Below are 14,015 nucleotides of genomic sequence, written 5' to 3'. Positions count from 1 at the left end.
AAAAATCCGTTGCCGAACTTCCTTCAATCCGTTACATCCGTTACATCCGTTAAAAAATCCGTTGCCGAACTTCCTTCAATCCGTTACATCCGTTACATCCGTTAAAAAATCCGTTGCCGAACTTCCTTCTTACTTGCCAATCACCGACTTATAGGCTGTCACCTTAAGATCAATCCCAGTAATATCTGTCCCAACAACAACAGCCGCCGCTCCTAAATCCAAGGCTTTTTTAGCCATTTCCGGCCCCGATATCCCGCCTTCGCAGATAACGGGAACCTTAAGCTTTTCTACCATTTCCGCAAGCAAATCAAATCCCGGCGGCGACAAATTTTCCGTCTGGGCAGTATAGCCAAAAAGAGTAGTTGCTACAGTATCTGCACCAGCTTCGGCTGCCGCGATCGCAGCTTCTATTGTATCTACATCCGCCATCACTAATTTGCCCAATTCACTGTGAATTCGCGCGATTAACGTCTTTAAATCTTCGCCGGGAGGACGGTTTCTCTCAGTAGCGTCAACGGCGATAATATCGGCTCCAGAAGCGGCGATCGCCCGCGCGTCTTCAAACCGAGGAGTAATGTAAATCTCGCATCCCGGCAATTGCTGCTTCCAAATCCCAATTATGGGAGCGGATATCTGTTTACGCACCGCCCCAATGTGAGCCGGAGTGTCAATCCGCACCCCCGATGCACCTCGATTGATAGCGGTTCGCGCCATTGCCGCAATTACGATCGGATCGTGCAGCGGCGAATCAGCAGGTGCTTGACAAGAAACAATTAATCCTGTAGGAATTTGACAATTAATCATGGGGAATTGCGGATGGGGAATGGGTAATTGGGAATTACAAATTATACCAGTTCAAAAAAAGAATGTAACTGTAGACCATATCCCAACCCATATCCAATGAGTCAATCGATTTTAGATTTTAGATTTTAGATTTTAGATTGAGCCCACGGATAAATGCTCTTTCTTGAGGATTTTCTATTTTCGATTTTGGATTGATTCCAGGGATAAATCACGTGGCGGGTACCACATGAAGAAATTCGTGGTCATTCCCCAATCTAAAATCTAAAATCTAAAATCTAAAATTGTATTACCCATTACCAATCCCAGCCATTAAAGAAATAATTTTGTCCAGCAATTGCTCGGGATGAATCGGTTTAGCCAAACAATCGTTAGCTCCCGCCGTCACAAAAGATATCTGATCGGGCGGAATTTCATTAGCGCTTAAAGCCAGAATCTTGATATTTTCAGTAGCGGGTTTTTCGCGCAGTTGGTGAATTATTTCGCAGCCATTCATACCGGGCAAACGCATATCGACAATCACAGCATTCGGCTGCAAAAGTTCAATTTGTTCCACCGCCGCTGAACCTTCAATCATCCACACCACTTGCAGTCCTGCTGCTGTCAGGATATCGCAAATCAACATAGCAGTTTCTTCATCTTCTTCCACGAGTACGAGACTGCCCCGCGAGGAATAATGCAGCGGTAAAGATGAATTAGATTTTTCATAGGTTAATTTTGTGGATTCATCTTTGGTTAGAGTTTGGATGGGTATAAAAACGGTAAAAGTAGAGCCGACATCAACTGTAGAGTTAACTTCGATCGCACCGCCGTGAAGCTCTACTAACTGTTTAGTTAAGGCCAATCCCAGACCGGTGCCGCCGTATTCGCGGCGGTAGGGGGAATCCAACTGCTGGAATTTTTGAAACAACAGCGATCGCTGATCTTCGGGAATTCCAATGCCGGTATCTTTGATTTGAAAAACAGCGGTGCTGCCTGCAGGTGCAGTACCGGGATGCCGCACTGCCGACGTTCGATTTTTATCTTCTGTCACCCAAACTCGCAGGATGACTCGCCCGCCTTTGGGAGTAAATTTAATCGCATTTCCTAAAAGATTGAAGAGAATTTGTCTCACGCGGCGCGGGTCAGCGATGAAGCGATCGCACTCTTGTTTTATCCGCTGTTCTTGCAGCAGTTCCACGCCTTTAGCCGCAGCTTTTTCTTTGAGGGCGTGCAGGCTCTGAGAAGCTAATTTAGAAAGTGAAAATTCACTAATTTTTAATACTGCTTTTCCCGCTTCTACTTGCGATAAATCTAAAATATCGTTAATTAATTCTAATAAGTGGTCGCCACTGTCTCGGATAGTTTGCAGGTACTGCCGCTGCTTTTGCACTGGCACTTCTTTACTGCCAACTTTGCCGTAAGACCACCGCAGCAGCGTGTCAGAAATGCCGATGACGCAAGTCAGAGGAGTCCGCAATTCGTGGCTCATAGCTGCCAAAAATTCGCTCTTGGCGAGGCTGGCAGACTGGGCTGCAACCAGTGCATCGCGCAGTTCTCGCGTGCGCTCTATTACGCGCTGTTCTGAGGTGCGCTTTTGCTGCTGGACTTGTGCATAAAGTTCGGCTTGGTAAATCGCGATCGCCAAATGTTCTGCTATTTGTCGCAAAAATGTTTTTTTGCTTTCTTCCCACTCGCGAAAAGTACACTGGTGGGCAATTAGCAGCCCCCACAAGTCGTCTTGAACTACGATCGGCACTAGCAACTTTGCCCGCACCTTCGCCCGCCGCATCAACTCTAAAAAACAAGGCTGCGAAGAGTAACTTGTTTCCACATCCGCGACGCACAAAGCCAAACCTTTGCGATATTTTTCTCGGTCAATGACTCCATTGGTAAAACACTGCGCGTCTTCACTAAAATTTAGTACAGACGAGATACCATCATTGGCTAAAGCTTCGTAGGTAACGCGACCTAAATACAAGTAAGACCCGGAAGTTTCTGGGATTTCGCCACACCCAGAAACTGCCGCAGGATTTTCTTTAGCTAACTCGACCTTGTGCGGCGCTGGCACTTTTTCAAATTGATAAATTAACAGGCGATCGACATCCAAAAACTCTCGCACTTGCTCGACTGCTTTTGACAAAATTACAGGCAATTCCAAACTCTGGCGGATTTGAGTTGTCACCTGATTCAAAAGTCGCTCTTGTTCAAGCTGTTGCTGCAAAGCATCTTCTACTGGCTGACAAAATGAAATGCAGGGACTGGCAATTTGTAATTGATTGACGGCTTCGGCAATCTGGCTTTGTAGCGTTTCTGGATCTATAATTTTGGGCGCTGATTTTCCCTCTATTTCTGTTTGGCTGTGTAGGGGCAGGCGATTATTTTGGCTGGCCTTAGCAGCGAGAATATCCAGCAAATTTAGGGTGAATTCGCTTTGCAGAACGGCCGAGTTGGGCTGTATATTTTTAATTGCTTGTTTGAGGGCGCGAATGTCAATTTTCCACGGGGGTGCGGGCTTTATTTCTGCGAGTTTGTCTGCGATGGGAGACAGGAAATTGGCGATCGCCCCAGGGTCGAAAGTCAACTGCACATTCAATTGCGAATAGAGATTTTTTTCGCTGTGTTTGCGTCCGTTTGTTGCGAGCTCATCTAATACCTTGCCCTGCAGCAGCGCGCTAAAATGCTCTGATACTACTGCTGCAAACCTTTCCGACGAATTTTCCAGATTTTGAGAATCAGCGATCGCATCGTCGGTGAGCCAAATCGCCCCTGGGATTTCAGCCATTTGCTGTAACAACTGGTAAGCAGCCTCAAAGGTTGCTAGCGGCAAAGTCCGATTTAAGGTTTTTGGTTTCAATCTAGATATTTTCCCGGTTGTTTTAAAGAACAAAATATGAATGCCCCTGTTGTGAGGACGGAACCCGTGGGACAACTGGCGTGGCCGATCCAACAGACTTGAGATGACAATAGTCAGACACTAGGTAATAGAAGGCCCCAGGGTCAGAGAGTTAATTTTTCCCTATAGTTGTCCTTTTTCTTCTGGGCGAGTAACCCCCACTTCAGCGTTTTACGAGCGCGAAAGCGGTAGGAGGAAACAGGGGGAAGGGATAGGGCTGTATAATCGATCGCTTCTGGTTGTGTTTGTGAACCGGGTTGTTGATGGAAACTAAGCAATTCCACTCCCATTGCTGGGGTGAAGTTAGCACGCGCCTTTGTTTTCTGAGCTGATTCGCCTAATGGCACGTCCTTAACCCAAATAAAAATGTTTAACCCTTAACGACAGAACAGGGGACTAGCTACGCATCCGCTTGGTGTCATTACTCACAAAACCTAGACATCAAAGGTCTCAGGCTGGTCAACTGAAAATGAAGTTTTAGGCCCCAAGCCCAGTCACTTCCGTGCTGGGTCGTTGACTACTTTCAACAATCTTATTCCAGTATTGTAAAACTTCGTTGAGTTTATAAGCCATTATAAACAAGAATGGTATCATATCGCTATGAGTGTTGAACAAGAAATACGCACAGCCCAAAGAAGGGAAGTCTCAAATGCAGCTAACAGAGAGGCACATCATTAAATCCACGGAACACCGTTTCGCCCAAATAGACGAACTAGCTTTCAAGTCCAAAAACCTCTACAATGCCGCCAATTACGTCATTTGTCAGAGCTTTATTTATGGATGGGGTTATGTCAGTTATAACGAAATGAACCGATTGATGAAGTCTCATGAAGCCTACAAGGCTTTGCCTGCTAAAGTAAGTCAGCAAATCTTGATGGTGCTAGACAATAATTGGAAATCGTTTTTTGAAGCCGTTAAAGCTTACAAAGCTGATTCTTCAAAATTCACGGGTCGTCCAAAACTGCCAAAGTACAAAGATAAGACTAAAGGGCGAAACCTTCTCGTCTACACGATTCAAGCAATTAGCAGCAAACAGTTGAAGAAAGGAATCATTAAACTTTCCGGCACTGAACTTTCAATTAAAACCCAACTCAATCCCAACCAGATTTGTCAAGTTAGACTGGTTCCGAAATGTGATTCCTATGTAATTGAGGTGATTTATGATGAAGCGGAGTCCACCCTTGGCAATGCCAACTCTGTAGCTAGTATTGATTTGGGACTGGATAATTTAGTGGCGTTAACTTCAAATCAACCGGGATTTATCCCTTTGTTGATTAACGGGCGACCATTGAAATCGATCAACCAGTTCTACAACAAGCGGAAAGCACGATTGCAATCCCACTTAAAAGGGAATCGCAAAACTTCACCCCGCATGAGCGCGCTTAACTCGCTGTCGCCATCAAAAAGTTGATAATTACTTACATCATGCTAGCCGTCTAATTATTAACCTTTTGCTCACCAAGCAGATTGGGACGCTAGTAATTGGCAAGAACGCGCAGTGGAAAACAGAAATCGAGTTAGGGAAGCAAACCAATCAAAACTTTGTTAGTATTCCTCACTCTCGATTAATTGAAATGTTGGAGTACAAAGCTCGGTTGGCGGGAATCACAGTAATTGTGCAGGAAGAATCCTACACATCCCGATCCAGTTTTTTAGGTTTAGACCCAATTCCTGTTTATGGAAAAACAGAAAAAGAGCCTGTGTTTACTGGTAAACGGATTAAGCGGGGTTTGTACAAAACGTCGAGTGGTCAGCTAATTAATTCCGATGTGAATGCAGCGTACAATATCCTCAGAAAAGCAATCCCAAATGCCTTTAGCAATGGGATAGGGAGCTGCGTAGTTCAGCCGAGGCGGGTCGATCCGCTCAAAGCAAAAGTGAAAGGGGAGGGACTTAACGCCCCCCATGTCTATAAATGACTATACTTTTGCCAGCTATAATATTAATATATAATTTGTTAACTTGTACTTAACACTATCCGGGTAAATGAGCAATCCAACTCAACTCACCCCCGATTTCACGATCGGACATCTGCCGTGTCACGACTTCCAAGTGAGCGCTGCAACTCTAGGACAGGTAGTGGCTGAAAGATTTGAGCAAGAACCCGACCTGCCGGGAGTCATTATTACTCATGAATCACAGGTATTGGGCATGATTTCTCGCGTCAAATTTCGAGAGCAAATGAGTTTTCCCGATCGCGTAGAACTTTACGGGTCACACCCGATTCGAGCCTTGTTAGATTTTATTAGAATTCCGCCTTTGCTGCTTTCGGAAAACTGGAAAATTGACGATGCTGTCCAAGCGTCTTTCAACAGGCATAGAGACTTGATTTATGAACCGATAATTGTGGTAATGGAAGACCAGAGCCACCGCCTTTTGAACATTCATACTCTGGTGATTGCCCAGTCAAAGATTTTAGCACAAACCAACAAAGCTATTCAAAAATACAGACTAGAAAGACACAAGTATTTGGCGCTGATTCAACAAGAAAGAGCGAAAGTTCATGAATGTAATGAACTTTTAAAAAGCTACCAACGTCAAGCAGAAAAATCCCAGGTCAATCCGAATTCCCATCAAGCGGCGCTGGTCAAACAAGCTGAAGAAATTGCTCAAATGAATCAGCGATTTGTGAGGATTGCAAAACTGATTTCTTCGGAAGGTCGCCAAGCATTTCAAGCTACTTTTCAAGGTGCTAATTCTATTTGCAACAATACAGATAAAATTTTGGGCGTGGGCAAAGCCATAGCTAATGATTTAGAAACGGTTAACCGCACTTCCCGAACCATCCGGGAGGCGATCGAACAAGTCAGGCATTTAGCAGTACAGGTGGCTGTAGTTACCAATCAAATGGGAAGTCAGCCCAGCGGCCTGAGTAAAGTGAGTCTAGAAATTGGCAGACTGGCAAGTAAAACTTTTGAATTGGGGACTCAAATGGAGCAAATTGCCAGCCGATTTAAACTTCGAGTTCACGAACTCACTGAGGCAGCAAGAGCGGGTGCTAATGTGGCTAAATCCGTGACTATCAAGATCGATCGCGCCGAAATGGCTCTGTTAGAGTTGGAAGAATTAATAGCGGAAAAAAACTTCAATTCATTGACGGCTATCCAAGAACCTTTGGGAGTCATAAAAAGTGTTACCGCTGATTCTTTAGTTCGAGAAATAGAACACACAGAAGTGGCGGCTTCCGAGTTGGAAGATTTAGTTAAAAATCAAGATTCCTCGCAATATTTGATTCAAAAGATTCAGCAGGCGTTGAAGTCCAAAAAGCCCTAAAATCTCAGCCGCAATCTAATGAAATATTTGTAGAGGAAAATAAATAAAAAAAAATAATTTACAATCATTCTATTTCAAGAATACCATAGCAGTTCTCAAGCGTGGTGAGGTATGCCCAATGCCCAATGCCTTAGATCCGAGAGTACCTCATGTTACTGAGAAAGGCTATATTTGTTATACTGAAGGTGAGGAATTTTCAAATTCAGTTGTAAAAAGGCTATTTAATTAGCCCCAAAAACCTCTAAAAAATTCCAAGAATAGTTGGAAGGACAGGTGACGTTTATGAAAATCCTGCTGGTAGAAGATGACACAGTTACAGTCAGTTTGCTGACTCAAGCGCTGAACTCTCACAATTACAATGTGAATGCGGCAGCAGACGGTGAAACAGCGTTGCATTTGGTGCAGGCATACGATTACGACCTGATTGTTTTGGATGTGCTGATTCCTAAACTCGATGGCATTAGTTTGTGTCGAAAATTGCGATCGTCCGGCTGCCAAATGCCGATATTACTGCTGACAGCGCTAGATAGCAGCAACGATCGAGTCCAAGGTTTAGAGGCCGGTGCAGACGATTATGTGGTCAAACCCTTTAATCTCGAAGAATTAATCGCTCGCATTCGGGCTTTGCTGCGCCGGGGTAAGGCAACTTTGTCAAGTACAAATTTGACATGGGAAAAACTGCAAGTCAACCCGGACACTACGGAAGTAACTTATGCCGAAAAAGTGCTGCACTTGACTCCTAAAGAGTACAATTTGCTGGAACTTTTCCTGAGAAATCCCCGGCGCATTTTCAGTCGCAGCGCCATCCTCGATCGCATTTGGTCGGCCGGCGAATTTCCTCAAGAAGAAGCCGTTACTGCTCACATCAAGGGGCTGCGGCAGAAGCTGAAAGCAGCCGGGATGACTGTAGATTTAGTGGAAACAGTGTACGGATTGGGCTATCGGCTCAAAAGTCTGCCGGAGGAGATTGAGAGCCAACAAGTTGGACAGGAAACGGCAGAAACTGCTAAAACTCAAGAGACTTTATCTACTGAATCCAGCGGGTCGAGCCAGGAATTAAACAAAGACGAGCGCCGTCTCAAAGTCTTGAATGCAATTGCCCAAATGCGCGGAAATTTAAAAGCTAATTTTATAGAAAAGGTGGCGATATTCGATCGCGCGATCGATCAACTCAAAAGCGGAAGCTTGGAGGGCGAAGTGCGCGAGGAAGCCCAGGCCCAAGCTCACAAATTAGTCGGTTCTTTGGGAACGTTAGGGCTGCCGAAAGGTTCGGAAGTTGCGCGCCAGATAGAACATTTGTTCAAGGCTCAAAACATCTTGAAACCGGGGACAGCCCAGCAAATTGAGGAATTTCTGCATCAGCTCAAACAGATATTCGATCGCCCGTCGCCCGAACCGGAAGGCGATTTGGTTCCTGCGGTTTCCCAAAAGCGCCGAATGCTGGTTGTTGATGATGATACTTTTGGGAGCGATCGACTCAAAACAGTAGCATCCGGTTCCGACTTCCAGATAGAAGTCGCCAACTCTCCGCAAGCGGCAAGAAATGCGATTTCTCAACAGCCTCCCGACGCGATTTTGCTGGATTTGACATTTTCCAGATCTCAGGAAAACGGACTTTCTCTATTAGCCGAACTCCGCAGTGAAAAGCCCGAAATTCCGGTAATGGTTTTTAGCGGGCACAATCAATTGAGCGATCGAATAGAAGTTGCTCGTTTGGGAGCTTCGGGCTTTTTACACAAATCTATCCCCCCAGCAGATATACTCAAAGCAGTCGCCCAACTACTCGACCAGACTGGCCCTGCTGAAGCTAAAGTTATGGTGGTAGACGATGACGTGCATCTATTGGCTGCACTGCAAGTGATTCTCCAACCTTGGGGATTTCAAGTAACAACATTGGACGATCCCGAAAAGTTCTGGGAGGTACTCGAAACGACTTGTCCGGATTTGCTAATTTTAGATGTGGAGATGCCCGGTTACAGCGGTATCGAGCTGTGTTTGGCAGTTCGCAACGATTTGCGCTGGAGCAAGCTCCCCGTGCTATTTTTGACAGCTCATTCCGAGTCGGAAACCGTGCGCCAAATGTTTGTCGCAGGTGCTGACGACTACGTTAACAAGCCGATCGTGAAACCGGAATTAATTGCTCGCCTCCTGAATCGTTTGGAGCGGACTCAACTGAGAAACAGACTGGCTCAGGCACAGCGCTAATCCCATTTTAGATTTAAAAAATTAAAGAATTGAAGAACTGGGAATGGCTGATGAGATATGGGTTTCGAGCACGTACCTACAGTTGTATTCTTTTTTTTAAATGGGATAACTAGGAGCAAATATGCAGTGCGTGTCCGAAACAAATCAGGAAGCCTTAGCCAAGACTGGGGATTGTTAGATTGTGTAATTCCGACGGGGTGCGGTTGATTGATGCTTACCCGCCGATCGAGAACACAGGCTAATTTAGAGAAATATTAATCAGATGAAAGCGATGGTATTGCCCTCAGACACAGGCACTCTCAATAACAGCGACTGCGAACTAATTTACGCCCCAGGTTCGATTCAACCTCACGGCATCCTTTTGGTGCTGGAATCTCCGGCGTTAAAAATTTTGCAAGTTAGCAACAATACTTTTGAGGCGATGGGCCTTTACCCCGAACAACTTTTGGATAAATTTTTAGAGGAATTTGTCGAGACTGAGGAAATTGAGGCTATTGAAAAAGCTTTATTTGAAAAAGACCAACGTAATGGTATCAGATTATCATTCAAAAGTCAAGACCGCCAGTCTTTTTTTGAGGGGACGCTACATCTATCAAATTCAGCATTAATTGTTGAACTAGAGTCGGTTGTTTCTCCAAAAACGAGCGATTGTTTCAATTGTTATAATTTAGTCCAAGAGCCGATAGACAAAATCCACAAAACACCAAACCTGCAAGTGCTGTGTCAGACAGCAGTTGCAGAAGTGCGGAGGATAATCGGTTTCGATCGAGCGATCGTCTATCAATTTGATGCCACCGGGGCGGGGGAAGTTGTCGCCGAAGACAAAGTAGAAAGTTTGGCTCCTTTATTGGGACTGCACTATCCGGCTACCGATATTCCCGCCCAAGCAAGAAACCTCTTCAACATGAATTTAATTCGGTTTATTCCCGATATTAACTGTCAGCCTGTAGAACTAATTCCTCACTGCAATCCGCTGACGGGTAGCCCTTTAGATATGGGCTGCTCTTTGTTGAGAACAGTTTCGCCTTGCCACGTTCAATATCTCAAAAATATGAACGTTGCCGCTAGCATGACCCTGACATTAATCAAAAATAAAAAACTCTGGGGATTGATTGCCTGTCACCATCCAACACGAAAGTATGTCAACTACGAAACAAGAACTGCTTGCGAACTACTAGCGAAGTTTGTGAATTTAGAACTCAGCTATAAACAAGATAGCGAAGACCGGGAATATGCTATTTATTTAAAAGCACTTTGTCAAAAATTTATCACGGAAATTTCTCAAAAAAACTGCTTTGTAGAAGGTTTACTAACCTACCGAGATGAATTGCTTGCCTTAGTGGGTGCTACCGGTGGAGTTGTGTGTGCCAATGAAAATTTAACAACCATCGGGCAAACCCCGGAATTGGTAGAAATCGAAAACTTAATTGCTTGGATAAAAACTCAAATAAATAATGACGTTTTTTATACAGATTCTCTCTCAAAACTGTATCCGCCCGCCGAGAATTTTCAAGAATTTGCTAGCGGTTTACTGGTGCTTGCCATGTCCGAAATGCAAAATTATTACATTTTGTGGTTCCGTCCAGAAGCACTTCAAACTGTCAACTGGGCAGGTACACCAGAGGGAAAAATTGAATTTAAACCGGATGGCACCCGATTAATTTCTCCTCGCATTTCCTTTGAGTTGTGGCAAGAAAATGTGAGGTCAAAATCTTTGCCTTGGCAGCAGTGCGAAGTCGAAATAGCCAGAGAACTTCGAGTTGCTATTACTAGCATTGAGCTGCGGAAAATCAATCAGCAGCTTAGCTTAGCTTTGTCGGCTACCAAAATTGGATTTTGGGACTGGGACGTGCAGAAAAATCACATAGTTTGGTCGAGGGAACACGAAGAGTTGTTTGGGTTGCCCCCAGGGACTTTTGCCGGAACTTATCAAAGTTTTGCAGCTTGCGTTCACCCAGAAGATTTTAAAAATATGGAGAATGCTATCAATCAGGCGATCGCCCAGCGAGGAGATTACTGTCACGAAAAGCGCGTGGTTTGGCCCGACGGCAGCATTCACTGGATGGAGGGAAAAGGTAAGTTTTTTTACAACGAAGCCGGCGATCCAGTGCGGATGGTGGGGACTGTTAGAGAAATTACCGATCGCAAAGCTAGAGAATTGCAGTTGCGCCTGTTGGAATCAGCAGTCACCACCACTAACGACGCCGTGTTAATTACCGAAGCTGAACCGATTGAGGAACCGGGGCCGCGAATTATTTATGTCAACCCAGCTTTCACGCGAATGACCGGCTATACACTAGAAGAAGTTGTGGGCAAAACGCCACGCATCTTCCAAGGTGAAAAAACTGATCGCGCCAGTCTCCATCGAGTTCGGACAGCTTTGAAAACCTGGCAGCCGGTGCGGGTTGACTCGATCAATTACCGCAAAGACGGGACGGAATTTTGGGTAGAAATGAGCATTGTCCCCATAGCGGACGAAAATGGTGAGTTTACCCACTGGGTATCAGTCCACCGCGATATTAGCGATCGCAAACTTGCTGAAGCTACCCTCCAACAGCTCAACGAACGGTTAGAAATGCGAGTTTTGCAGCGAACCAGAGAACTAGAAAGCTCTCAAGCAGAACTCCGGGAAAGCGAAGCTTTATTTCGCTCTCTGAGCGAGAGTTCCCCCGTGGGCATTTTCAAAATCGATACTGAGGGGAAATGTACCTATACAAATCCTCGCTGTCAAGCAATTGGTGGCTTCACATCGGCAGCGGCTTTAGGAAACGGCTGGATGCGGTTTGTTCACCGCGAAGACCTCAAACTAATTCTGTCTAAGTGGTCTCAATCGCAATCGCTAGATGGGGAATTTTCCGGCGAATTTCGCCACATCCAGCGAGACGGAACCATTCGGTTTTGTCGGCTTAAAACAGCTCCGATTTTTTCCGACAAAGCTCAACTAATTGGTCACGTGGGCACAGTCACAGATATCACAGAAAGTCGGGCAATTGAAAAAATGAAAAATGAGTTTATTTCGATTGTCAGCCACGAACTGCGAACGCCACTTGCCTCGATTCGCGGTTCTTTAGGTTTGCTGGCGGCTGGGGTACTGAAAAATAAACCGGAAACTGCCAAACAGATGTTAGAAATCGCTTCGAGCGATACCGAACGGTTAGTGCGTTTGGTCAACGATATTCTCGACTTAGAACGGCTCGATTCGAGCCAAGTTATCCTCGTCAAGCAGTGGTGCGATGCCCAGGTTTTGATGCGGAAGTCTGCCGAAGCTGTACTTTCTTTGGCTGCTGAAAATAACATTGATTTGTTGATTTTGCCCGGAACAGCAAAAATTTGGGCTGACCCCGACAGAATCGTTCAACTGCTGGTAAATTTGTTGAGCAATGCGATTAAATTCTCCGCTCCTGGAAGTACAGTAACTCTCAGGGTGGAAGATTTGGGCGAGCGGGTTTTATTTGAAGTCAAAGATCGAGGGCGGGGGATTCCGGCAGATAAACTAGAAACAATCTTTGGACGGTTTCAACAAGTCGATGCTTCTGACTCCCGCCAAAAAGGAGGTACGGGTTTGGGTTTGGCTATCTGTCGCAGCATAGTACAGCAGCACGGGGGCAGAATTTGGGTCGAAAGTGTTGTCTCACAAGGCTGCAGTTTCTATTTCACAGTGCCTGCACCGTTGGAAGGCGAGGGGGGAAAAAGTTTGGAGGTTTGAGATTGCTTTGATAATATCTCGCGCAAGCTCAAGTTCCTGGCAACCCACGCGGGTAGGATGATTTTGGGAGGCTGATAGGTCGATTTTTATGTTCAGGGCTTAAGTAGGTAAGCGGCAAAATCTATCAACAGCGCCCGACGATTAGGACGTTTTTAAGTGCGGAAACTCTTAATTTTATCGCTTCTTCCTTTTGCTATATCTTTCCAGAAACCCGGTTGAGGAGGCAGCGTGCCTAAGTTTTTTTTCGGTTTACCATGATTAATTTAAAATTTGAGTTTTAATTATGTCAGCAAAGCGCATTCTGGTCATTGATGATGAAAAAAACCTCTGCAGCGTGATTCAGGCTTGTCTGGAACATTTAGGTGGCTGGTTTGTACTAAGCGCACCAGGCGGCAGCCAAGGATTGCTGTTAGCTGAAACTCAACTCCCTGACGCTATTCTACTAGATGTGATGATGCCGGATATGGACGGACTTACTCTGTTTGGTTTGCTACAAAACAATGTTGCTACTCGGGGGATTCCGGTGATTTTCCTGACGGCTAAGGTGCAGGCGATGGATTTGAGCAAATTTGCTGATTTGGGGGTAGCGGGGGTGATTGCAAAGCCTTTCGATCCTTTGATTTTGGCACAGCAAGTGGCGGAAATTCTGGGTTGGGAACCGTTGCTTTAAGCTGTGGCGGCATTTAAATTGTAGGTCAAAAAAAATTAAAGTCTTGTGGGGAGTAGGGGCCCTAGCGTCCCGCCCGCCCTTAATATACAATTTAAATGCGCGACAGCTTAAACTCGGGTAAAATACATCGCAGATAGCAGATCAAACTCGGCAGTTGAAACCGCTACTAGACTAACAAAGTCGGCCCAGCCCGACGGCAGAATCAAAGGGGCATTAAAGCCGGATGAGGATCAAAACTCCGCTTTCTCATTCCCTTGATTCTTGCGAAAATAACGCAGTTATGTTATTGAACCGGGTTTAGGCGTCGAGGAAAGTGCTAGTTTTTCCGGCTATTTTCATAATTTCCTCATTTTTTTGATTTAGCTTTGAGATCGATCGGTGATTCGTTCATTTAAACCCTGATTCCCTAGAAATTATAGAGATTATCTCAGGGAGTCGGGGTTTTTTGTTACCTGCAAAGCCGATCGGCTATCACCGTATTTACA

7 protein-coding genes and 1 pseudogene are annotated in these 14,015 nt (G+C 45.2%); 5 read left to right on the top strand and 3 right to left on the bottom strand.

Annotated features, from left to right (window positions below):
- Window positions 1-129: 129 nt before the first annotated feature.
- From QT984_RS24760 to QT984_RS24750, 3 genes are all read right to left on the bottom strand, one after another.
- Complete coding sequence (locus tag QT984_RS24760; protein ID WP_333052279.1) at window positions 130-804, bottom strand: N-acetylmannosamine-6-phosphate 2-epimerase; 675 nt, start codon at window positions 802-804, stop codon at window positions 130-132.
- Window positions 805-1,090: 286 nt separating this feature from the next.
- Window positions 1,091-3,637 carry an ATP-binding protein gene (locus QT984_RS24755; protein ID WP_333052276.1) on the bottom strand — a complete coding sequence of 849 codons (2,547 nt, stop codon included), beginning with the start codon at window positions 3,635-3,637 and terminating at the stop codon, window positions 1,091-1,093.
- Between the two features lie 143 nt (window positions 3,638-3,780).
- Window positions 3,781-4,023 carry a hypothetical protein gene (locus tag QT984_RS24750; RefSeq protein ID WP_333052273.1) on the bottom strand — a complete coding sequence of 81 codons (243 nt, stop codon included), beginning with the start codon at window positions 4,021-4,023 and terminating at the stop codon, window positions 3,781-3,783.
- A gap of 302 nt (window positions 4,024-4,325) precedes the next feature.
- Here QT984_RS24750 and QT984_RS24745 point away from each other — a divergent pair.
- The 5 genes and pseudogenes from QT984_RS24745 (at window position 4,326) to QT984_RS24725 (ending at window position 13,530) form a co-directional block, all read left to right on the top strand.
- A pseudogene (locus QT984_RS24745) lies at window positions 4,326-5,595 on the top strand (RNA-guided endonuclease InsQ/TnpB family protein).
- 67 nt (window positions 5,596-5,662) lie between these two features.
- Entirely contained in the window at window positions 5,663-6,949 is a 1,287-nt protein-coding gene (locus QT984_RS24740; protein WP_333052270.1) for a chemotaxis protein, read from the top strand.
- 282 nt (window positions 6,950-7,231) lie between these two features.
- Window positions 7,232-9,154: a response regulator gene (locus QT984_RS24735; protein WP_333207793.1), complete on the top strand. Its 1,923-nt coding sequence runs from the start codon at window positions 7,232-7,234 to the stop codon at window positions 9,152-9,154.
- A 262-nt stretch (window positions 9,155-9,416) separates the two neighbouring features.
- Window positions 9,417-12,860: a PAS domain S-box protein gene (locus QT984_RS24730; RefSeq protein ID WP_333207792.1), complete on the top strand. Its 3,444-nt coding sequence runs from the start codon at window positions 9,417-9,419 to the stop codon at window positions 12,858-12,860.
- 283 nt (window positions 12,861-13,143) lie between these two features.
- Entirely contained in the window at window positions 13,144-13,530 is a 387-nt protein-coding gene (locus tag QT984_RS24725) for a response regulator (RefSeq protein WP_333052261.1), read from the top strand.
- The last annotated feature ends 485 nt before the right edge of the window (window positions 13,531-14,015 follow it).

Origin of the sequence: Microcoleus sp. Z1_B2, from assembly GCF_036700325.1 — a bacterium.
In the GTDB taxonomy this organism is placed as follows: Bacteria; Cyanobacteriota; Cyanobacteriia; order Cyanobacteriales; family Microcoleaceae; genus Microcoleus.
This window is presented reverse-complemented; position numbering and strand designations above follow the sequence as displayed.

What these genes read in the sequence shown, in the direction of transcription:
- QT984_RS24760 (WP_333052279.1), bottom strand. Translation starts at nt 804, where the DNA reads ATGATTAATTGTCAAATTCCTACAGGATTAATTGTTTCTTGTCAAGCA.
- QT984_RS24740 (WP_333052270.1), top strand. Translation starts at nt 5,663, where the DNA reads ATGAGCAATCCAACTCAACTCACCCCCGATTTCACGATCGGACATCTG.
- QT984_RS24735 (WP_333207793.1), top strand. Translation starts at nt 7,232, where the DNA reads ATGAAAATCCTGCTGGTAGAAGATGACACAGTTACAGTCAGTTTGCTG.
- QT984_RS24730 (WP_333207792.1), top strand. Translation starts at nt 9,417, where the DNA reads ATGAAAGCGATGGTATTGCCCTCAGACACAGGCACTCTCAATAACAGC.
- QT984_RS24725 (WP_333052261.1), top strand. Translation starts at nt 13,144, where the DNA reads ATGTCAGCAAAGCGCATTCTGGTCATTGATGATGAAAAAAACCTCTGC.